Origin of the sequence: Aureimonas sp. AU40 (assembly GCF_001463785.1) — a bacterium.
In the GTDB taxonomy this organism is placed as follows: domain Bacteria; phylum Pseudomonadota; class Alphaproteobacteria; order Rhizobiales; family Rhizobiaceae; genus Aureimonas.
The window spans coordinates 14909-34179 of sequence record NZ_BBWL01000063.1; the positions used below are offsets into that span (position 1 = coordinate 14909).

The following is a 19271-nucleotide window of genomic DNA, read 5'->3' on the forward strand; positions in this document are numbered from 1 at the left end:
ACGCAGGCCATTCACCGCTAAGCCCACGCAGGAACCACGGCGTATGCCAAGCCTCAAGTCTCTGTTGGATTCGTGGTTGGAGTCCAGGCTGCCGGACGTCCCACCCTTCGAACCCGACCTCGCGACACGTCTTCGCTTATGCCGGGACCATGGCGACTTCTCGCTCGCCTATTCCACCGCGGTCCAGCCCGGACTTCGTTATTTTGGCGACGAGAAGGGTTACATCGCATTCGCCACCAAGATGGGCCACGCCTTCGTTCTGGGCGATCCCGTTACGGGCGAGGGGGAGCGAGATGGCTACATCCGCCGTTTCGTCGCACAGACCCGGCATCCATGCTTCGTACAGATCGGCCATGCGACCGCAGGCGTACTGGCGGGCCTCGGCTACCACATCAATCAGATCGGCATCGAAAGCGAACTCCCTCTCGAAGCACATTCCTTCGCCGGCAAGCGATACGAGACGATCCGCTATTCCGAGACGTGGCTGCGAAAGAAGGGCTACCGGATTCTGGAGTGCGACGGCTCGGTCGTCGACGCGGAGCAAATACGGCACATCTCTTCGAACTGGCGAACGGGACGCATCGTCAGCCGGCGTGAGATGCGGTTCCTGAACCGACCGTTCGAGCCGTTCCTTGCTCCTCCCATGCGTCGGTTCATGCTCCTTCATCCCGATGGCCAAGCGACCGCCATTCTCGACTTCGATCCGATCTTCAAAGATGGGGATGTCGTCGGGTACACTGCGGCCTTCAAGCGCAAGCTCGTCGGAACCACCGCGCATGCGGAGATCGGTCTAACCAAGTTCGCAGCCGATCGATTTAGGGAGGAGGGCCGCCTCCACCTGTCATTTGGACTGTCCCCGCTCGCCGGCATCAAAGCGAGCGCCTTTCCAGAAAGCCGGCTATGGCGCCTGTCCTTCGAGCAAGCGTTTCGATCCAAACGCATCAACGAGAAAATCTTCAATCTTCAGGGACAAGCGGCCTTCAAACGCCGGTTCCACGGCAATCAAAAAGCGAGCTACATCGCATTCAAACGCGGGAGTCCCGTAGAGATGCTGGCGCTGTTGCGGTTGCTCAAGACGCTATGAGGCGGCGTAACATGTTAAAAAAATGTCCGTAATGGCGATGGCTGCCGACGATAACAAAGCGGCAGCTTTGCGCGACTGCACCCAAAAAGCTGACCTTCCGCTATCAGCCCGTTCCCATCGACGGATATGCATCCGAGTTGGGTGGAAGTTCGTCGAGAAGCTGGCGTGCGAAATCGGAGCGTCAAGCACAGCTGCACGCTTTGAACACTTAGTTAACGCCAGTTAGGTAGTTTCCCCCGACCATAGGGAATGGCCGGGTATGAAACGCATGAACATACCACCCTATCGGGACCTTCCCGACGATGTGATCGCCGATCTGACGGCAGGGATGTACGAGTCGCGATCAGGCGTTCGATGGATGGTCCTCATCGCGATAGCGCCTACGATCGCGGCCATTCACAATTCGCCTCCTCTTGGGATCTGGCTGAGCGCGATCATTGTTTGGCTCGCCTGCCTTATTCGAATAGTCGTAGCAGAAGCGTACGCTCGGTTCGCTGATCGCTCGCAGTTGCGCCGAATTCAGATCTGCTGGCAAATTGCGTACGGTGTTGGAGGCATCGGACTGTCTCTGGCGTTCGCAGCGTTTACTTCGTTCATCGTGCTTGGTGGCGATTCTTCGATGCTGAATTGGGCGCTCGCGACAGCCGTTGGCATGGCTTACGGTCCGATCCCCTATGTCGCTCTACAGCCAAAGATTGGTTACCTGCAAACGGCGATACCCCTAGCAGTACCTGCAATCTTTCTAACCAGTTTGGTTGACACGACTAGCACTTATGTTGCCATCTCAATGCTGGTCGGCATAGTTTCCGTAGTAGGACACTGCCGTTTACAATATAAACGAGCGGTAGAAGCCCTGCTCGATCACCGTTCCGTCGAACGCTTGGCAACAACGGATCCTCTGACCGGCCTTTGGAACCGGCGTCAACTTGAGGCTGTCATGCGCCAAGCGCTCGAGGAGAGGCTCGATGGTCTCCATTGGTTGGGAGTTGATCTTGACCGGTTCAAGTCTGTCAACGACACGCTGGGGCATGATGCGGGAGACTTGGTTTTATGTGCTGCAGCCAAACGGATCCAACTAATCGTTGGTGAGGAGTCATTCGTGGCCCGGGTTGGCGGTGATGAATTCGTTGTGCTTCTGATCGGCGATCGCAATCGTGCTCGCATTGTTGCCGATCGTATCTGCGAAGCGCTCGGACAGCCGGTCATCGTGCCGCAGGGTACGGCTCATATCGGAGCGAGCGTCGGCGTTACAGCAATCTGCTCGCACGACACAATCGACGGCATCGCCCGTCGGGCAGACGAGCGTATGTACTCAAGCAAGGCCCGAATGCAGTCTGCCGCTTGATCTCGCGATCGCTTGCTTGCTCCAAAACCTCGTTGGTCATGGCGAAGGGGCACGGGTCCTGACTGTTGAATTGAGCGGTCGGCAACGTGATATGGTCAATTGGAGCGGTCGCAGCTGCGGTCGCACCAATTGGCAGAACGTATCCGATCTGACGCTTCCAGAAAGAATGATGCCGAGCGCCGGCTGCCGAATGTCGGTTTGCGCAGAGGCAGCCCAGACTATGATCTGATACTCATTCAGGCTACGAGCTCGATTTTTCGCTCCGTGCTGGTTTCCCGACTTATGATGGCAAGAAAGGCTACCACACAGGTTGGGTCGAACTGGCGCCCAGCCTGCTCAGCGATGTAGGCGATCGCCTTCTCGCGGGTCCACGCCTGCTTATAGGGTCGGTCACTAATTAACGCGTCGAAGACGTCCGCGACTGCCGCGATACGGCCCGCCAAGGGAATGTCGGTTCCGCCAAGCTGGTTGGGGTATCCGGTTCCATCCCATCGCTCGTGATGTGTCATGGCGATCGTTGCCGCCAGCCTGAGGAGATCGCACTCCGACCCATGAAGAATGTCGCTTCCGATCCGTGCATGCTCGCGCATATGATTCATCTCGAGATCGTCGAGCCGACCACGCTTCTGAAGTACCTCGTCTCGAATGCCGACCTTGCCGATGTCGTGCATAGGAGCAGCCATCTCGATGTCGCGACATGCTTCCGCCGAAAGCCCCAGCTCTCGCGCGAGTTCACCGCACATTCGCGCCATCCGCACAGTGTGGGCGGCGGTATCTTCGTCCTTATAGCCCGCAGCGAGCGTCAGGCGGTAAATGATTTCCTCTTCCCGGCGTCGCAACTCCGCCGTCGCGGCTTCCACCTCGGACCGCAGCCACTCCGCCCTATTTGCGAGCTGCCGCTGCGCCTCGCAAAGGCGGCCGAGATTGGCGATGCGCGCCGAAAACTCCACCGGATCGATCGGCTTGGCTAGGAAATCGACAGCACCCGCGCGCAACGCGGCCAAGCGTAGTTCGGTATCGCGGTCCGCTGTCACCATTACAACTGGCTTGTCGGCATTGCCAGGCTCGGTGCGGATGCGCCCAATCAGTTCGATGCCGCTCATGCCGGGCATCTGGTGGTCCACAATGGCCATGTCGAAGGGGACAGCATCAAGCTTGGCGGCCGCCTCCAGCGGATCGGTGAAGCACACGACCTCGAACGCGCCCGCGTGCTCCACAAGCTTGCGCATGAGCAAAAGATTGGTACGATTGTCCTCAATGAGGAGGACCACGATTTTCTTGGTCATGCCGCCAATTCCCCCTCCGGATCACCAGCCAACAGGCGTCTTAGTTCGGTTTCCAACGGTTCCCGCCCGGCTTTGTCCTCCTTGTGGCGTGCCGCTTCCGCGAGTTCGGCGATCCCCCTATAGCCCACGTTCGAGGCAGCGCCCTTGATCGTATGGAAGACCCGGTCAGTGACCATCGCATCGCCCGTCCCGAGGGCGGCCGAAAGTTCAGCGAGGAGGGACCGTGCGTCCTTTTTGAACTCCTCGCGCAGCTCGGCCAGACCGTCTTCGCCTAATGCCGCGACAAGATCGGCCACTCTCTCATGGTCCATATCCAGCGGGCTTACACCCGACACAACAGCGAGAGGTTTGGAACCAAGATCGGGGTTGGTGCTGAGAGTTGCGTTCTGCGCATCGCACCAGCGTTCCACAAGCGCGCGCAGGCGATCCATCGGGATGGGCTTGGTCTCGAACCCGTTCATTCCAACTGCCGCGCAGCGTTCCCGGTCCGTTTCGGATGCGTTCGCGGTCAGAGCAACGACGGGCACGCGCTCGCCGGAGGCGCGAATGCGTCGTGTCGCCTCGAGGCCATCCATGACGGGCATATGCATGTCCATCAGCACCAGATCGAACCCGCCTTTAACCGCCAACCTCACCGCAGCCTCGCCGTTTTCGGCAAAAGTTGCGGTGTGCCCTAAGCGCTCAAGGAAGCGGGCCGCGACCCGCCAGTTGAAAACGTTGTCCTCGACCACGAGCACGTTGCGGCGCGCGGTCGTGTTCTGGGCCAATGGGGTGGAAACGTATGAAGAGCATGGCGCTTCCTTTGTGCGATGCGCTGGCACCTCAAACCAAAAGCGACTTCCAACACCGGCCGCGCTTTCGACGCCGATCTCGCCGTCCGCAGCCTCGACAATGCGTTTGCAGATGGCAAGGCCAAGACCTGTTCCGCCAAAGCGTCGGCTGATAGAACCGTCGACCTGGCTGAAAGGCCGGAACAGGAGAGGGCGCGCTTCGGGAGCGATGCCGATGCCGTTGTCCGATACGTCGAAGCGCAGACGGGGTGCGTCGGGCGTGCCTGTTTCGCGCAGGGAAACTCGGATGCAGCCGTTTTCGGTGAACTTCGTCGCGTTGCTGAGAAGATTTATGAGGACACGCCGTAAGCGGGTGGGGTCCCCCTCGTAGAAGCCGGTAACGCTTGTGCCCTCGAACAGGATGGAGTTGCCGCGCTCCAGAGCCCGTACGTTGACCACGATGTTGGCCTCGCGCACCAACTCGACTGGGTCGAAAGGAATGCACTCCGACAAGAGGTTGCCGTGTTCGATTTTGGTGAAGTCCAGGATCTCATTAATGACCTCCAACAGCGCTGTGCCGGACGACCCGATCGCGGCAACGCTTTCGCGATCATCCGCGGAAAGCTTCGACATTGAGAGGAGTTCCGACATGCCGAGGATGGCGTTCAGCGGGGTACGGATCTCATGGCTCATCGTCGCCATAAATTCGGACTTCGCCCGATTCCCGGCCTCCGCGGCGGCGAAGGCTCCCTTCATCTCGTCGGCTACGGCCTGGATCTGCTGACCGATAGCTCTGGTGGCCTGGAGACGTCGACAGAGGCTTAGGACGAGCAGCCCGACCGAGACGAATAGAGCGAGCACAATCCAAGCTGCGACGTCCTGTAGACGAAGAAGCTCGGCTCGTGCGTCTGCGCGGGCTGCAGAAACTGCCGTGTTGGTTAAAAGCAGCAGATCCTCGGCCGTGACTTCTAGTTCGCGGACGTCCCTCAATGCGGCGCGCAGAGCGTCCACATACCTTGCGCCAGCGTCAAGTGCATCGAAGGTCGGTTGCAATGATGCGATAAGCTGGCGCGCATGAACGCGCTTGCTGCGAATGTCGTTCTCGTCGGAGAAATAGGCACCGTATCTTGAACCGTCGAGGACGGTCATTCGCGAGTATAGGATATCGTAGCGCAGTCCAAGGACCTTAGCCTCCGCGTCGTCGATCATACCATCTGCCAGCGTGTCGCGAAGGGTCGATGACAGTGCGCTCGATTCGTGGCCGATCTGGTAGACCGCCCAAAGAGCGTCTTCTCGAATTCCGTCCTGCAAGCCGCTGCTGCGGTTGGCGAGATTCACATAAGCGGCAACGAGTAGCGCGAGCAACAAAACCGAAGAGGCCAGCGAGAGCCACGTTGCTCGGGTCGACCTACGGACCGAGGCGCGGCCCCCGGCGAGAGCGGGTGTCATTCAACGACCCTGATCTCTTTGATCTGCCATACGGACCGGGAAAAATACTTCTCGTTGTAGAGGTCAGGCGACTGGTCGAACGGATAGATAAGGAACAGCGGTCCCTTGTCGCGAACGGAAAGCGGTTTTCCGTTCATGCGGGTCGCCAGAATCGTGTCGAGACCGGTCGCGTCGCCAACAGGTATGTCGGCAGCATAGTCGTTGAGCGCGATAAGCTGCACCTTTGAGCCCTTAGCGCCGACTTCGGCTAAGACGTTGCGAAGGAAGGGACCACTGAACTGCGTGGGACCATCCGTCCAAGGTGTTTCCATCGTGGCGGAACGTCCACCTATCGCCTCAAGGGCAGCCAAGTCGAAGCGGGCGATCCCGTCACCGTTGGTGTTGGAAATGGTGCCACTTATGGTGAGGACGACGGGACCGCTCGGGTTGGGAAGGTCGGCGGCGGCGGCGGCACCGATCAGGGTGAAGGTTGCCGCGAGCATACACGCCAAGAATGAGCTTCTCATGTATGAATCCTTCCTGAGGACGCCTGAGGATGGCACCCAAGGGACGGTAGCAGGCGACCATTTATTGCGAAGTTAAACGCGGATCGGAATTGACGTCCTGTCAGCTGAACACATTCCTTTTAACGACGAGCATCTCGCTCCAGCGTCGCTAACGCAAAGATGGAAGGCAGATCCAACCGCTCCCCTTCCTCAGGCCGCTTGCCAACAAGCTGAGCGTCGACCGCCGAGCGTTCGACCTTTCCGATAGGGAGGGGATTGATGCTGCGTTGTCGGGCATTTCGGATTTGCTCAAGTGCGCCGGTCAATTCCATGTACATCGCCGAGCCGCTGATGCGCGCCTAACTAAGGTCAGGCGTCCACTATCTCGACATTGCAGCCGAACTCGACAGCTGCCGTTTGTGGTGAAGCCTCGAACGACTATGATGGGTCTTCTGCAGAACAGCAACTTTTCGCTCGATCACGCTGATAGCTGGTGGTCTGCTTTCGGCCCACGACTCCTCATGTGGGGTGGTCAGCGAGATCCAAGATTGGCCGTTCGCACGAACAGGTGGCGGATCGCCCCCCTTATCTCAGGATCCCTGATCCGGGAAAGCATGTCCTCCACGGCGGGTTCGAGCACTGCCTCTTTCGCCAAGTTCACTTCGTCGAGGGGCTCGCCCTCCATTCCTTCGAAGAAGAAGCTCGTCGGAACCTTTAGCACCATGGCGAGTCGATAAAGCGTGCTAGCGCTCACGCGGTTCTCGCCGTTCTCATATTTGCGAACCTGCTGATACGTGATGCCGAGATCCGTCGCGACGGACTGAAGCGATCGGCCCTGATCCAAGCGACGCCGCTCGATCCGCTTGCCTAGATGGATATCGATCGGGTCATTGCTCAAGGTCTGCGATCCTCAAGGGCTTTTTCAGATTACAATCACTAAGTCTGCATGATCAACAACTTAAGATTATGATCCGGCCACCCCAGAGAGTGGACATTGCGACGGAAGCTTTGTACGACTGTTCGCCTCGTGATGAAAGTCGATTATGCCTGATATGCTCTGGGGTTGTCATAATGGTGAATGACCCTGAGACCGATGAGGCTGTCCGTGATCTGATCGGAATCTGGAACTGGCAGGTCAGCAGCAATCTGGTGATCGCCTGCGAACGCGTCTGCGAGTACATCAATGTGCCGGTCGAACTTGGTCGCCATGGGATGAGCCCGGAGCGTTTCATCGCCGCGATCCATCCCGACGATCGAGTGGCGCTCGATGAGGTCGTCAAGATGGCGATTGAGGCGGGGGACTCCATGGTGGCGCAGTACCGGCTTCGCAGCACGCTGCATGGCACGCGGCGGGTCCGCTCCCAAGGCCGCTGCTTTCGAACCCCGGCTGGGCGTCTTACCCATATCTCCGGGTATCTGACGGACATCGAACGTTCTCAACCCTCGGAGCTCGAACATGAAGGCCAAGAGCCGGAACGAACCCTTGTCGATCTCCTCACGAAGGCCCGTGAGTTAGCTGCGTCACTTGATTACCGCATGGTGGGTGCGCTGATCGATGCCACGCTTCTGGAAACCGGCTTCCAGATCGCCGCGCGCCTCCTGGAAGAGGAAAGCTGATCTCGTGCGCCGAGGGGAAAAGCAAGACGCCACCCACTAATCGGCCACCTCTGTATTGAGGTCCGGCTTTTCGGTGATCTCGACCAACAATAATCGAGCTTACAACGAGACGATCGCCTTCCCCACCGGCGTCGTCCAAACCCCCATCCGCCCGCAAGCCGACAGGGGCCGCTCAACCATCCGTCCGGCCGCTGCCGCCGAGCGACGCGCGTCGGCCTTGCGGCTCGCGGGACCCTCTCTCTACACAGGCTCGGAAAGGGAACACGAGGGACCTTATGCCATCAACGAGTCTGCAACCAAGCCTGGAGGGACTCGAGCACGCCGGTTGGGTCCAGCCAACCCCTGGCTTTCGCCTCTGGCACACCGCGCCCGGACCGGTGTACCAAGTGCAGATCTTCGGCCAGAGATGCAGCGGATTCGAAGAGCCGATACCCCTTCAGGAGCTTGGGAGAACAGCAACCAAAGCTCGGCCTAAAGGGACACGCTTATGTCGCTTGTCAGAGCTTCACGATGGCGACGATCGCGATAGTAAAGACAAAGCCGATGACGGCGATCCAGACGATCTGGCGGTTAACGGCAGCCTTGATGCGCGCATCGGAGCGAGCACTGATCTCCTCGAGATCCTTCATGGAAACCATGCTCTTCTCCGCAATTGTGTAGCGCCGTGCTGAAGGGTGGGCGTGGCGAGAATGGAAGCCCGCAGGAGCCGCCTTCCTAGGCTTATCAGAGCTTCACGATAGCGGCGATCGCCCCGACCACGAAGAAGGCGATGCCCACGATCCAGATGATCTGACGATTGAGCGCATCTTGAACCCTCGCCTGTGCCTCCGCAAGACGCGCATCGGAGCGGTTGCTGATGACATCGAGGTCTTTGAGAGAGGCCATGTCTTTCTCCGCGTTGTCGTAGGCGTTGGCGAGTTCCTACGCGAGGTCGTCGGCCTTGTCTTGATCGATACCGGCAGCTTTGAGAGCCTTGGCGATCTGGAGCCTGTCGATCTTCACGTTCGCCTCCAATCTAGGGGTTTCAGCTTGCGGGACCAATCCCCGCAGCCACCCGATCCGCGAGGGCAGGGCTGGCCAACATCCCTAGCGCAGCCGTGGACCAGAACGAAGAGGAGGACCGCGCAGCGGTTATGGCTTGGCGCTGGGCCGTCATCGACCGGGGTATGGCCAGGGCGCGGGACACCGAAGAGGCCGGGAAGGGCGCGGCCGGGACCAGCGGCAGTGCAGCGGGGAACGGACGAGCCGGCGGGGTGGTGTTGGGTCAGATGGGTCGGCGTGTCGCTGGGGTTGACTGGTTCATGGTCGCGGCGATGCTGCTATGGAGCAGCATGACCGACGCCTCGCCTCTCGCCGCCTTCGCGCCCTATGCCATTGCCGGCGTTGCCTTGGTGCTCGTCTATGCGGTGCTGGCTGCATTGCTGAAGCCGAAGGCGAAGCTGGAACGCCGCCCCCTGCTGACGAAAGCGGAGTTGGAGCTTCTGACGATCCTGCGGGCGCTGCTGCCGCGCCATCATGTGAACTGCCAAGTCTCGATGGGCGCACTGCTCAAGCCCCGGGCCGGGCTGAGCCGGAAGGCCTATTCGCTGTCGCGCAACAAGGTGAGCCAGAAGGTGGTGGACTTCGTCGTGATGGACCCCGCTTCGGGTGAGGTCGACGCCGTGATCGAGCTGGACGATAGATCGCATGATGCGCGCAAGGACGCAGCGAGAGACAAGCTCCTGACGCAGGGGCGGTATCAGGTGATCCGTATCCCGTCGAGGCCTCGGCCGACGCGCGAGATCGTCGCGCAGCGGCTCATGGAGCTGCGTGCACGCGATTGAAGATCATCAAGCTGCTTCCGAGGGGGCTTGTTCTGCAGAGATCGGGATCGCTGCAAGCCCGATGCCCATCGCCTTCATGACCTTCAGAACTGTTGAGAACTCAGGGTTCCCCTTTTCACCGAGCGATCGGTAGAGGCTTTCGCGGGACACCTCGGCCGCCTCAGCGACCGCCTTCATACCGATGGATCGAGCGACGGCCTGCAGGGCCTTACGGATGATGACAGGATTTCCGTCCTCCAGGGCTGCGGACAGATAGCTCGCGCGATCCTCGGGTGTTTCGAGGACGTCGGCAGCGTCGTACTTTTCGAGTTCGCTGATTTTGACCATGCTCAATCCTCCAGATCGGCGGCCAGCTTCTTGGCCTTTCGAATGTCGCCTTGTTGGGTGCTCTTGTCGCCACCCCAAAGCAGGATGACGATGACGTTTCCGCGCTGAGTATAGTAGACACGGTATCCGGGACCGAAGTCGAAGCGGAGTTCCGAAACGCCGTCTCCAACGCTTTTATGATCGCCGAACCCGCCTTCCTCGATATGATCGAGGCGGATCTGGATACGGGATCGCGCTTGCCGATCTCGCAGATCCCAGCACGCAACATCCAGTCTCCCTTACCGTGATGCCCGCAACCCTGTTTGCACTCGTATCCGAGGCCGTGGCATTCTATCTTGTGGGCTTGATGAAAGCGGAGAGCTGAAATGTCCGACATGGATCCGCTGCTCTTGGTCGCCCTGTTCGGTTTGGCCGCGATGCCAGTCGCCATTGCTTATTTCAAAATAGCCAGCAGACGCATCAATCGAGATATCGCTCGCCGCAAGGACGGCTGGCCGATGCGATAACAGACATCGCAAAGGAGCCATTCGGTCCTTTTTTGTTTTCACAGATCAGGTCCATCAACCCGAAGTCGGCTCCGCGCGAGTCCCGTTCGCCAAAGCGACCCTGTGCTTAGCCCCACCGGAAACGCGACGGATCAGCCGGCATCCGTTGCCCCGCCGCTGGCCCTTCAACCCTTCTGACCCCTCCGGTTTACCGCTTGGCGTATTCAGCTTGATCAGCGCTCGGATCTGGATAGGCGTGAGGTTGGAGAGGACGGTCATTGATCACTCGCACAGCCCTGCCTCTTTTGGCGCTGCTTCGGGCGCTATCAATAGCCCGCGCTCGATCTCCCGCATGGCGGTGTCATCCAGCCCGGCACGCAGGTCGAGACCACGGTGCGTTACCTCGGCGTCGATCCGGCAATCCAAACTGTCGTTGAAATATTATAATCACAGGTTATATTCCGCAGACTGCTTGCGCCATGAGCAGTTCGGCCCGCGTCACCCGGCTCATTTGTCAGGGAGACGCGGGCCATTCGAAAGAGTCCCTGAATGACCCGGAAGCGACACGGCGAACGCCGCCGTTCGGTCGATCTCCAAGGTGTTCTGCGCCCCCTGCTGACGAGCCCGCGAAGGCAAACATCACGCTTCTCCAAACTCCCGCACAGCCCGTCCCTTCGGCGTCAGCCGGAACCAGGCCGTGTTCTGCCAGCCGAGTTCCGATGTCGCGAGCTTCAGTTCGAGCAATTCGAACACGCCCATCAGGATCTGCGGAGATAGCTCTTCGATCCGCCGGCCTACGCTGTCGGGGTCACCGCCTGGGGTATCGAGCTTGATCAGCGCTCGGATCTGGATCGGCGTGAGATCAGAGAGAGCGGTCACTGGTCGCACGCGCAGCCCTGCCCCTTATGGCACTGCTTCTCCCGGCTGATGCAGCTATCGCCGCATGCCTTGCCTTTGGAGCAGGTCTTGCAGCACGCCTGGGCCACACGAACCCCTTTGTCAGGGATCGGCGTCATCGGCGCTGGTGAAGATGCAGCTGGCCGAGCAATCTGCGCAAGCGAACTCAGGGACATACCCGATGCTGGCGACGCCAAACTCAGGAGCGCAACCCCCACACACAGCCAGTTTCGCATGAAGCCCCTCCCTAAAACGATCATCTTTCGGTTGTGGGCGGTCGTATTGGGCTTCGTTCTGTGAGCTTGGCCAAGGCGTGACCTGTCCGCCATCCGAGCAAGCCCGACTACTAAGATACCCACAACTACAGAGCGTTAAACCGCACTCCTAGATTGCTCATTTTCTCGCAAAGTGCCATCACGATTTCGCCACATTCAACTTGGGGACGAACGTGAAATCTGCCTTTCTTGCCTTGGCATCTACCCTCTTGCTCACGGGCTGCGGGACCATCACTCGCGGGAGCAATGAGGACGTTGCGATCAACGTCACCCCTTCGAATGCTGCTGTTCGACTATCGAACGGCATGCAGTGCCAAGGCTCTTGCGTGGTGAAAATCCCAAGGAAGGACTCGTTCACGGTGACCGCCAGCGCGCCGGGCTACGCCCCCCAGACGGTCGCTGTGGGAACTCGTGTGAGCGGCGGCGGCGGGGCCTCGATGGCCGGCAACATCGTCGCCGGGGGATTGATCGGTGTTGGAGTGGACGCTGCGACCGGTGCTTCCCTCGATCATTCTCCGAACCCGGTTGTGATCAACCTGGGCCAGGATGCTGCCCCGGCAAAGGCACCTGGACGCCGTGCGCCTGGTCGCAAAGGTGTCCCAACGTCTTGAATGCAGGTCTCTGACGAAGCCATTTCGGACCGACTGCTATCCAATCACTCCCGCGTGATCCGTTTCCAGCGCCGTTCCCCTTACCACTGACACGTGCATCTTTAGACGTGTTCAAACTGCTGGGAGGGAATGGCAGGTCATGGTTCGGTTCGCTGAGCGTATTGGGACATCCGCATCCGATAGCATCGTCGGCATCACAGGCAGCGTCACATACGGGCTTGCGGGGAATGATTTTCTGACCTCGCAAGCCGGTTCCGCCTACTCGATCCTGATCGGGGGGAGCGGCGCCGATACCTACTATTCCAGACCAAACACCACCATCACGATTGCCGATCGCGGCAGTTCCGCCAATGACGTGCTCTACACCCAAACGCTCGGGCCTTCGTCTCAAGCCGTCACGGCCCTGATCGACAACCGCCATTTCGTCGCGTCGGACCTGAACACGGGCGAGACGGTCTACATCATCGATTTCTTCAAAGCGGAAAACTACATCGAGCAAATTCAGACGCCCGACGGGACCTTCACGACGGACCAGCTGTGGCAGTTCGCTCGCGCCCAGCCGAGTTTCCTCGGAAACCTGCGATGGGAGGATTTGAACAGCCGTGGCCTGACGCATCCTTTCTCGACTGCGGAAACGAACGAAGCCATCTCGTTCTACGAGAAGCGAGCGGCGGCTTTGGAGATCAAGCTCCCGGTGGGCGACGAGGGGTCCGTGTACCGCTTCTACAATACGGAGAAGGGGATGCACTTCTACACCTCAAGCGTGGCCGAGCGGGACAGCATCGCTCAGAACCTTTTTCAATACCGGTATGAGGGAGAAGCGTTCGACGCCGCGACGCAGAGCGGGGCGAACACAACCGATGTGTTCCGCTTCTTCAACCGGGATACCGGTGCCCATTTCTACACCACGAACGCGGCCGAACGCGATCAGGTGATCCGCACACTTTCCAACTTCAACTATGAAGGCGTCGCCTACAAAGCCTACACGAGCGGCGAAAACGGCGCGCACGAAGAGCTGTATCGGTTCTTCAACAAGCAGACCGGCGCGCATTTTTACACGACAAGCGAAGCCGAGCGAGACTCCATCGTCGCCAACCTCCCGAACTATAGCTTCGAAGGCGTGGCCTATTACGTGGACCTCGCCTGACAGCCCAATCCTCAGCGTTTTGCGGGCTGCCACCCGGCAGCTCGCGCTTCGGCCTCGCTGCAGAACCAGCGCTCGCCGGCTTTCTCATTGATCTTCGTGCGCCCGTAATTCTGCTGGCCGGGCATGTGGTAGATTTTGCCCGAGCCTGAGATGTTGCCCTTGATGTCGCAGCCCTTGGGCTGGCCCTCGGCCACGCGCTCGCTTTCCAGCCGCTGGCCCTGATTGCGCCATTTGGACGGCTCGATGAACTGGCCCGCCCAGATGCCCCGCTTGGCGGCCTTGGCTTCCGCCTCCTCCTGGCTGTAGCGCCCGTCCGAGTACTGCTTGTACTCGATCGCCCAACCCGCCTTCACCATGGCCGCGTTCAGCACGACGTTGCCCGGTGTGGCGCATTCGGCGACGATCCGCCCGTACCGGTCCCGATCCTCCTCGAAGCACGTCACACGCCCGGAACGGCCGATCAGGTCGGCGAGATACTGCGCCGCCCGGCTGCCGCAGAGATAGCGTTTGCCAGCCGCGTCGTCGCAGGTCTGGCTGCTTTCGGGTGCGTCCATCCCGTAGAGCCGGATCCTCGCCTTCGTGCCCTCGATCGCCAGCGTGTCGCCGTCCACGACGGTCGCACGGCCTTCGATGCGCTCGGCTGCCGGTGCCGGCGTCGAGGCCAACCAGACGGCAAGCGCTCCGAGGCCAATCGCTGCCACGACGAGCCACCGCCTGGAAGGCCGCCGGAGGGTCGCGGCTGGAGCCTGAGGCTTGTCCGCCATCATCTCGAACAAGGTGTGCTCCATCGCCTCCCGGTCCCGAACGATGCGCTCCATGGACGTGTCGATGGGTCGGCCTTCCAGAATGTCCGTGAGCGAGGCAAAGGCGCGTTCCTGCTCCAGGGTTGGAAGCCTTTGGTCAGCCATCTGAAGCCTCGTCCTCGGTGATCGACATTGCCTTGGAGCCTACCGCGAACACATGGTGAAGGGCAGCGCCTTCCCCGTTCCGGCAGCGAGATCCCCTGATGTGCAACCTTTACTCGCTGACCAAGGGCCAAGCCGCGATCCTCGCGTTCACGCGGGCGATGAAGGACAAGACTGGCAACCTGCCACCCATGCCGGGCATCTTCCCCGACCAGAGCGCGCCGATCGTGCGCACGGTGGACGGCGAGCGGGAACTGACGATGGCGCGCTGGGGCATGCCCTCGCCGGCATTCGCCCTGAAGGGCCGTGCGACCGATCCTGGCGTCACGAACATTCGCAACACCAAGAGCCCGCACTGGCGCCGCTGGCTCGGCCCAGCCCATCGCTGCCTCGTGCCCTTCACCTCGTTCTCGGAATACGACACCGACGAGGACGGCAAGAAGGTCCCGGTCTGGTTCGCGGGCAGCGAGGACCGGCCGCTGATGGCCTTTGCCGGTCTCTGGACCGAATGGACGAGCGTTCGCAAGAAGGCCGAGGGCGAGGTCACGGTGGAGGCGTTCGGCTTCCTGACGACGGAGGCGAACCGGACGGTCGGCGCAATCCACCCCAAGGCCATGCCCGTCATCCTGACCGAACCCGACGAGTTCGACCTCTGGCTAGTCGGGGACTGGAAAGAGGCGTCAGCGCTTCAGCGCCCGCTTCCCGACAACCTCCTGCGGGTCGTCGCACGGGGTGAGCGAAGCGACGCCGAGGGGTAGATCCTGACCCTCGGACGACTGCGACAGCGCCCTGACGAGATCAGACACCAGATTGCGAACGTTGGGTGGCAGCGTGGCGAGTTCAGCCACCGTTCGAGAGAGTTGAAGCGATAGTCGGGTTGCGAACAGGGGCTTGGCATCACCATTCCCCGACTCAACAGCGCCTATGAGATCCGTGAGGGAGCAATCCAACACTCTGGCGATACGAACTGCCGTCGATACGCTGATGCGATTGCGACCCGTTTCATACTTCTGGATCTGCTGGTAGGTGACGCCGAGATGCCCCCCTAAGGTCTGCATACTCAGGCCTTTTTGCATTCGATACGCCCGCACTCGCAAGCCAAGGGCCACATCGACCGGATCCACCTTCAAAATCACCAGAGAGCTCTCCGTCGTCGGCTCGAACGATGTCTGCTTTGAGGCTGATATCGTGACCCCAACATGCGGTCTTGTCATGACCCACAAGGGCAGCATGAGTGGCATTCTGCCGCGCTGCAAATCAGGTAAGGACCTCACACTCAAGAGGGGATTATTAAGAAATCAAAACCACTATAAGTTGAAATTTGTAGGTTTCCCTGAGGTCGAGGACCCCCTATGCCTGCCTGTCGCAACGCCCTCCTGATCGAAGCTCTGGCCAAGCTGGGGGAGGTTGAGAAGACCCTGGCGGAGGCCGTTCAGGACGTGCGCACAGCGGTGCATCTCATTCGATACCAGTCTTCTGACGCCGAGATCCAAGGCGGCAACGAGGCGATGGCGACGGAGTGAAGCCCTCTCTCGCTCCTAAGGAGCCAGGTCAGAGGCACTGGTCAGCCGCTGACGCGCCAGGCCCACCTCGGCCGGGTCCAGCCCCGCCGTGCCGGCAAACGCCATCAAGGTCGGCTCGTGCGCCAGGATGAAGTCGAGTAGCCCGACGAAGAAGGCGGGATTGGACGCCTCCAGCCGGCACAGGGCCTCGATATCAGTCCGCGAACGCTACCATTGCAGCTTCAGCCATCGATCGCTGTGTCATGCCCCAAGAGCTATAGGCTCTGAAGACGATAGGCTTACGGCTGAGTTCAACGACACCCTCGTGCCGGCTGTCACGTTCGATCGCGTGGAAGAGAGCCACAACGGCATCATGCGGCCCTTCCAAGATCTGGCAAACACGGCTGTCATCAAGGGCCAGCATGCCGGTAATGGCTTCAGCTCTGTTCCGTTTGTCGGAAACGCGGACAATGTCAGCGACCATTTCGGCGGATACGTTAGCTCGCAACCGGGAGGAATAAACAAGGCGAATGAGGCTGTCTGACGGAGCGTTCATGAGGCGGCTCTGTATCGCCCATCCACCTCCAATGCCTCCTCCGAACAGCGTAGCTGGGTACGCTCATTTCAGAGCTGCCATCTGAAGCATGTGCCTGACGACCTCAAAAGCGTCCGAATGACGTAGACCGTGCTTACGCCCAGAGCCAATGTCGCCATCTATTAGCGAGCCCACGAAGCTAATCAACGGAATTACTGTTCCCTTCGGCAACAGAGGCATCCCTAGCATGGGCGGGTGATCTGGAGGCGAACGGAGGTTGACATGGAATGAGCGCTATTGCTCGGGCCCACACGATGTCATCCCCCGTTTATGCCGATGCTCTCGGCAAGGAACAGCGTTCCATCGCCGAACGCATGTCAGGTTGATGCTCAGGCTACCAAACGAAGAGAAGCTTTTCCTTGTCGCATCGGTCGATCGGCGGCCCCATCGAGTTTCTGCAGGGCTTCGTTGATCTGATCGGCGCCGATCGTCTGCTCATGACACGACGCAGTGATTTCGGTGACGAGTTCGGACGTGCGGCGAATGTCGGGAACAAGAGCTGTCAGCATCTCTCCAGCTTCGGCTGCTGCTGCCATGGTCGCTTGAGAGAGCTTGCTGATCTCACTGGCTGCGATCTGTGAGCGCTCCGCCAGTTTTCGTACTTCCGAGGCGACCACCGCGAACCCTTTGCCATGCTGGCCGGCACGCGCTGCCTCGATCGCAGCGTTCAAAGCCAGAAGGTCCGTCTGGCGAGCAATCTCTTGGACAATGCCGATCTTGCTCGCGATATCCTTCATCGCTGTCACAGAATTTCCTACGGCTGTCTGGGTGTGCTCAGCCTTCTCGAAAGCGCTCGTTGCAAGCTTGTCCGTGGAGCCCGCGTTTTCAGCGTTCTGCCGAATGTTCGCGGTCATTTCTTCCATGGCGGAAGCGGCTGTCGTCAGAGCATGGGCCTGCGATGCCCGCAGCTCCTCCTGGTGAGCTTCCAACATCTTGCGCTCGTGGATGTCAGTAAGCGAACCACCGACACGGAGAGGAGCACCTGTTTCGTCTCGAATACAGCCGCCGGTCGCATTGAACCAACGATACGAGCCGTCTCGCATACGAAGCCGGTAATCGATGTTGTAGGGGCGCCCGGACATATCGGCCACAAAGCCTGCGAAGGCTGCGAACGTTCCGGGCGCATCCTCGGGATGCAGCCGGTCGGACCAAGATGTCATGCGGTTGGGAAACTCGGCAGGGTCATCAAACCCAATGAGGCGGGAAAACTCAGGCGACCATGTCCATTGGCTCTCTGGAGACGTTGCATCACTGTTCATAACGACGCAGTCCCAAAGACCGACGCCGATATGACGATCGAGAATCTCAACCCGCTGTCGCAGATCCGCGAGTTCGGCCTCTACGGAGGCTCGTGTTCCAGATGATTTCGAGAAGAATGACATAATATCGCTTCCAAGCTTTTGCTGCGAAGGATGCGAGGACAACCATTTATAGGAAACTAAGAAACGTAGCGGAGCGGAGATAAACCTTGTGCAACCGCTCCAGCACACGAACCCCTTTGTCAGGGGTCGGCGCCATGAGAGCAGAGCCTCTCCTGTCCGGCCTTTACAGGTGAAGCGCCAGAAAGCGTTCTTGGTCGTGCTCCAGCCGCTTCACCGTGTCGAGCAAGGTTCGAATGGCGCGCCGCTCGTCACCGCCGCATTCCGAGACAATAGCGTCTATCTCGCCGTCGCGCCCGGCTTGCCAGCTGGGTTGATAGGAAGCCGGCGTCGTCGAGCCGACGCTCACCCAGGACTGGCCCCCGGATATTTCCTTGGAAAAGGAGATGGTGGAGGCCTGAAGGCGAGCGACGACGTGATAATCCTGACTGTCAGTGCGCAGACTGATCATCGCGGGCACGCAGTCGCTCCAGAGCTGGTAAGCCGATCGCATCAGGTCGGCGCGGTGTGCGTCGAAGATGGTCGGCCACCGCTGTGTTCGCCGCCCGCCGCCGGTCATTTGTGCAGCTCCCGTCTGACATACCCGGCCGAAATCCTCTGGGCATAGGCTTCATGGAGCGAACGCTGACCCAGGATCAGCGCTCCAACCGCTACACGGGCGTCGCCGCCGCAGGTTCGAACGGCTTCCTCGATCGCTGCGTCCAGATCGTTTTCGAGTGGCAGATCCGTGATCCGTTCCGACAATCTCGACATCGCAGCCCCTCCTGATTCCGTGCGGCGACCATGACTCCGAACGCTCTTGCGGGGAAGCTTTTGTTCCTATTTTGTTCACAGGATTGGGAATGGGGTCCGCAGGTGGTGCAGGCAATACGGGACTTTGGAGAGGGGCTGCGAAAGGGCCTGGGGATCGTCGTGCGCTGTGATCCCTGCAATGCACGGGTCATCTATCGCTGCATCGACTTCCAGGGCTTCATCGCACAAGGCGCCGACATCGAGACGTTGAACTGGCGGTGCTCCAGCTGCCGGGCGCGTGCCGATTATGTCCGCTACACGCTTTTGGACAAGCTTGAGCGTGAGAGCCTGGCGCAATGGAAGGCGCCGTCTTGGATGCAACGGCGCTGGTGACAGAGATAGGCAAGCGCAGACGAAAACGCCCTTGCCGGGGGAGGACCGGCAAGGGCGTCAGCTTAGGGCCAAGGGTGGGAGGAACCTCTTGGCCGGGTCGCCGCAGGCCGGGGGAGGACCGGCCGGGACGAAAGCATGAAACTGTTAGCGCACCGACTGGCGGG

At 60.0% G+C, this 19271-nt stretch carries 24 protein-coding genes and 1 pseudogene; 9 read left to right on the forward strand and 16 right to left on the reverse strand.

Features of this window, described 5'->3' with window-relative positions:
- Positions 1-43 precede the first annotated feature (43 nt).
- The gene (locus AUL32_RS24010; protein WP_062121018.1) at positions 44-1084 is read left to right on the forward strand and encodes a phosphatidylglycerol lysyltransferase domain-containing protein; all 1041 of its coding nucleotides are present in this window, start codon (positions 44-46) and stop codon (positions 1082-1084) included.
- A gap of 259 nt (positions 1085-1343) precedes the next feature.
- Positions 1344-2429: a GGDEF domain-containing protein gene (locus AUL32_RS24865; RefSeq protein ID WP_082660104.1), complete on the forward strand. Its 1086-nt coding sequence runs from the start codon at positions 1344-1346 to the stop codon at positions 2427-2429.
- Positions 2430-2665: 236 nt separating this feature from the next.
- Here AUL32_RS24865 and AUL32_RS24015 read toward each other — a convergent pair whose 3' ends face one another.
- From AUL32_RS24015 to AUL32_RS24030, 4 genes are all read right to left on the reverse strand, one after another.
- Positions 2666-3715, reverse strand: coding sequence for an HD-GYP domain-containing protein (locus AUL32_RS24015; RefSeq protein WP_082660105.1), 1050 nt, complete (start codon positions 3713-3715; stop codon positions 2666-2668).
- Positions 3712-5934, reverse strand: a complete 2223-nt coding sequence (locus AUL32_RS24020) for an ATP-binding protein (RefSeq protein ID WP_061979005.1) — start codon at positions 5932-5934, stop codon at positions 3712-3714. Before AUL32_RS24020 ends, AUL32_RS24015 begins: the two co-directional genes overlap by 4 nt.
- Complete coding sequence (locus AUL32_RS24025; RefSeq protein WP_061979004.1) at positions 5931-6440, reverse strand: molybdopterin-dependent oxidoreductase; 510 nt, start codon at positions 6438-6440, stop codon at positions 5931-5933. Before AUL32_RS24025 ends, AUL32_RS24020 begins: the two co-directional genes overlap by 4 nt.
- 511 nt (positions 6441-6951) lie before the next feature.
- Entirely contained in the window at positions 6952-7317 is a 366-nt protein-coding gene (locus AUL32_RS24030; RefSeq protein ID WP_061979003.1) for a helix-turn-helix domain-containing protein, read from the reverse strand.
- Positions 7318-7490: 173 nt separating this feature from the next.
- On the opposite strand from AUL32_RS24030, the gene AUL32_RS24035 reads away from it, so the two are divergent.
- Positions 7491-8036: a PAS domain-containing protein gene (locus AUL32_RS24035; RefSeq protein WP_061979002.1), complete on the forward strand. Its 546-nt coding sequence runs from the start codon at positions 7491-7493 to the stop codon at positions 8034-8036.
- Positions 8037-8533: 497 nt separating this feature from the next.
- Here AUL32_RS24035 and AUL32_RS26355 read toward each other — a convergent pair whose 3' ends face one another.
- A complete protein-coding gene (locus AUL32_RS26355) occupies positions 8534-8665 on the reverse strand; it encodes a hypothetical protein (protein ID WP_274534691.1) in 132 nt (43 codons plus the stop codon).
- A gap of 94 nt (positions 8666-8759) precedes the next feature.
- The gene (locus tag AUL32_RS25475) at positions 8760-8921 is read right to left on the reverse strand and encodes a hypothetical protein (protein ID WP_156421149.1); all 162 of its coding nucleotides are present in this window, start codon (positions 8919-8921) and stop codon (positions 8760-8762) included.
- Between the two features lie 212 nt (positions 8922-9133).
- Between AUL32_RS25475 and AUL32_RS24040 the strand changes: the two genes are divergently transcribed.
- Positions 9134-9859, forward strand: a complete 726-nt coding sequence (locus tag AUL32_RS24040) for a DUF2726 domain-containing protein (RefSeq protein WP_062121023.1) — start codon at positions 9134-9136, stop codon at positions 9857-9859.
- Positions 9860-9865: 6 nt separating this feature from the next.
- On the opposite strand, the gene AUL32_RS24045 is transcribed toward AUL32_RS24040, so the two are convergent.
- Together AUL32_RS24045 and AUL32_RS24870 are read right to left on the reverse strand one after the other, a co-directional pair.
- Positions 9866-10186, reverse strand: coding sequence for an addiction module antidote protein (locus tag AUL32_RS24045; protein WP_187301372.1), 321 nt, complete (start codon positions 10184-10186; stop codon positions 9866-9868).
- 2 nt (positions 10187-10188) lie between these two features.
- A complete protein-coding gene (locus tag AUL32_RS24870; RefSeq protein ID WP_082640092.1) occupies positions 10189-10458 on the reverse strand; it encodes a type II toxin-antitoxin system RelE/ParE family toxin in 270 nt (89 codons plus the stop codon).
- Between the two features lie 93 nt (positions 10459-10551).
- Here AUL32_RS24870 and AUL32_RS25480 point away from each other — a divergent pair, with 93 nt between their 5' ends.
- Positions 10552-10692, forward strand: coding sequence for a hypothetical protein (locus AUL32_RS25480; protein WP_156421150.1), 141 nt, complete (start codon positions 10552-10554; stop codon positions 10690-10692).
- A gap of 618 nt (positions 10693-11310) precedes the next feature.
- Here the strand turns inward: AUL32_RS25480 and AUL32_RS24055 are convergent.
- On the reverse strand, positions 11311-11559 hold the full coding sequence (locus AUL32_RS24055; RefSeq protein ID WP_148640235.1) for a hypothetical protein: 249 nt from the start codon (positions 11557-11559) through the stop codon (positions 11311-11313).
- Positions 11560-12593: 1034 nt separating this feature from the next.
- Between AUL32_RS24055 and AUL32_RS24060 the strand changes: the two genes are divergently transcribed.
- Entirely contained in the window at positions 12594-13601 is a 1008-nt protein-coding gene (locus AUL32_RS24060) for a hypothetical protein (RefSeq protein ID WP_062121027.1), read from the forward strand.
- A gap of 11 nt (positions 13602-13612) precedes the next feature.
- Here the strand turns inward: AUL32_RS24060 and AUL32_RS24065 are convergent, their stop codons facing one another.
- Positions 13613-14509: a thermonuclease family protein gene (locus AUL32_RS24065; RefSeq protein WP_244498043.1), complete on the reverse strand. Its 897-nt coding sequence runs from the start codon at positions 14507-14509 to the stop codon at positions 13613-13615.
- Between the two features lie 98 nt (positions 14510-14607).
- Between AUL32_RS24065 and AUL32_RS24070 the strand changes: the two genes are divergently transcribed.
- A complete protein-coding gene (locus AUL32_RS24070; RefSeq protein WP_062121030.1) occupies positions 14608-15264 on the forward strand; it encodes an SOS response-associated peptidase in 657 nt (218 codons plus the stop codon).
- On the opposite strand, the gene AUL32_RS26500 is transcribed toward AUL32_RS24070, so the two are convergent.
- Positions 15187-15747, reverse strand: coding sequence for a helix-turn-helix domain-containing protein (locus tag AUL32_RS26500; RefSeq protein ID WP_082640073.1), 561 nt, complete (start codon positions 15745-15747; stop codon positions 15187-15189). The two genes, AUL32_RS24070 and AUL32_RS26500, sit on opposite strands and share 78 nt — an antisense overlap.
- Positions 15748-15858: 111 nt before the next feature.
- On the opposite strand from AUL32_RS26500, the gene AUL32_RS25485 reads away from it, so the two are divergent.
- A complete protein-coding gene (locus tag AUL32_RS25485; RefSeq protein ID WP_156421158.1) occupies positions 15859-16029 on the forward strand; it encodes a hypothetical protein in 171 nt (56 codons plus the stop codon).
- A gap of 15 nt (positions 16030-16044) precedes the next feature.
- Here the strand turns inward: AUL32_RS25485 and AUL32_RS26210 are convergent, their stop codons facing one another.
- The 5 genes and pseudogenes from AUL32_RS26210 to AUL32_RS25495 form a co-directional block, all read right to left on the reverse strand.
- Positions 16045-16221: a DUF3572 family protein gene (locus AUL32_RS26210; RefSeq protein WP_082640072.1), complete on the reverse strand. Its 177-nt coding sequence runs from the start codon at positions 16219-16221 to the stop codon at positions 16045-16047.
- A gap of 1 nt (position 16222) precedes the next feature.
- Positions 16223-16564: a BLUF domain-containing protein gene (locus tag AUL32_RS24075; RefSeq protein ID WP_082640071.1), complete on the reverse strand. Its 342-nt coding sequence runs from the start codon at positions 16562-16564 to the stop codon at positions 16223-16225.
- A gap of 425 nt (positions 16565-16989) precedes the next feature.
- A pseudogene (locus AUL32_RS26505) lies at positions 16990-17985 on the reverse strand (methyl-accepting chemotaxis protein); the annotation flags it as partial.
- Positions 17986-18148: 163 nt separating this feature from the next.
- Positions 18149-18541, reverse strand: coding sequence for a hypothetical protein (locus tag AUL32_RS24085; RefSeq protein WP_062121036.1), 393 nt, complete (start codon positions 18539-18541; stop codon positions 18149-18151).
- A complete protein-coding gene (locus AUL32_RS25495; protein ID WP_156421616.1) occupies positions 18538-18735 on the reverse strand; it encodes a hypothetical protein in 198 nt (65 codons plus the stop codon). Before AUL32_RS25495 ends, AUL32_RS24085 begins: the two co-directional genes overlap by 4 nt.
- A 30-nt stretch (positions 18736-18765) precedes the next feature.
- Between AUL32_RS25495 and AUL32_RS24090 the strand changes: the two genes are divergently transcribed.
- Entirely contained in the window at positions 18766-19107 is a 342-nt protein-coding gene (locus AUL32_RS24090; protein ID WP_156421617.1) for a hypothetical protein, read from the forward strand.
- The last annotated feature ends 164 nt before the right edge of the window (positions 19108-19271 follow it).

Excerpts from the sequence above, each read along its gene's own strand:
- AUL32_RS24010 (WP_062121018.1), top strand. The coding sequence starts at position 44 with ATGCCAAGCCTCAAGTCTCTGTTGGATTCGTGGTTGGAGTCCAGGCTG.
- AUL32_RS24865 (WP_082660104.1), top strand. The coding sequence starts at position 1,344 with ATGAAACGCATGAACATACCACCCTATCGGGACCTTCCCGACGATGTG.
- AUL32_RS24015 (WP_082660105.1), bottom strand. The coding sequence starts at position 3,715 with ATGACCAAGAAAATCGTGGTCCTCCTCATTGAGGACAATCGTACCAAT.
- AUL32_RS24020 (WP_061979005.1), bottom strand. The coding sequence starts at position 5,934 with ATGACACCCGCTCTCGCCGGGGGCCGCGCCTCGGTCCGTAGGTCGACC.
- AUL32_RS24025 (WP_061979004.1), bottom strand. The coding sequence starts at position 6,440 with ATGAGAAGCTCATTCTTGGCGTGTATGCTCGCGGCAACCTTCACCCTG.
- AUL32_RS24035 (WP_061979002.1), top strand. The coding sequence starts at position 7,491 with ATGGTGAATGACCCTGAGACCGATGAGGCTGTCCGTGATCTGATCGGA.
- AUL32_RS26355 (WP_274534691.1), bottom strand. The coding sequence starts at position 8,665 with ATGAAGGATCTCGAGGAGATCAGTGCTCGCTCCGATGCGCGCATCAAG.
- AUL32_RS25475 (WP_156421149.1), bottom strand. The coding sequence starts at position 8,921 with ATGGCCTCTCTCAAAGACCTCGATGTCATCAGCAACCGCTCCGATGCG.
- AUL32_RS24045 (WP_187301372.1), bottom strand. The coding sequence starts at position 10,186 with ATGGTCAAAATCAGCGAACTCGAAAAGTACGACGCTGCCGACGTCCTC.
- AUL32_RS25480 (WP_156421150.1), top strand. The coding sequence starts at position 10,552 with ATGTCCGACATGGATCCGCTGCTCTTGGTCGCCCTGTTCGGTTTGGCC.
- AUL32_RS24060 (WP_062121027.1), top strand. The coding sequence starts at position 12,594 with ATGGTTCGGTTCGCTGAGCGTATTGGGACATCCGCATCCGATAGCATC.
- AUL32_RS24065 (WP_244498043.1), bottom strand. The coding sequence starts at position 14,509 with ATGGCTGACCAAAGGCTTCCAACCCTGGAGCAGGAACGCGCCTTTGCC.
- AUL32_RS24070 (WP_062121030.1), top strand. The coding sequence starts at position 14,608 with ATGTGCAACCTTTACTCGCTGACCAAGGGCCAAGCCGCGATCCTCGCG.
- AUL32_RS26500 (WP_082640073.1), bottom strand. The coding sequence starts at position 15,747 with ATGCCACTCATGCTGCCCTTGTGGGTCATGACAAGACCGCATGTTGGG.
- AUL32_RS25485 (WP_156421158.1), top strand. The coding sequence starts at position 15,859 with ATGCCTGCCTGTCGCAACGCCCTCCTGATCGAAGCTCTGGCCAAGCTG.
- AUL32_RS24075 (WP_082640071.1), bottom strand. The coding sequence starts at position 16,564 with ATGAACGCTCCGTCAGACAGCCTCATTCGCCTTGTTTATTCCTCCCGG.
- AUL32_RS24085 (WP_062121036.1), bottom strand. The coding sequence starts at position 18,541 with ATGACCGGCGGCGGGCGGCGAACACAGCGGTGGCCGACCATCTTCGAC.
- AUL32_RS25495 (WP_156421616.1), bottom strand. The coding sequence starts at position 18,735 with ATGTCGAGATTGTCGGAACGGATCACGGATCTGCCACTCGAAAACGAT.
- AUL32_RS24090 (WP_156421617.1), top strand. The coding sequence starts at position 18,766 with ATGACTCCGAACGCTCTTGCGGGGAAGCTTTTGTTCCTATTTTGTTCA.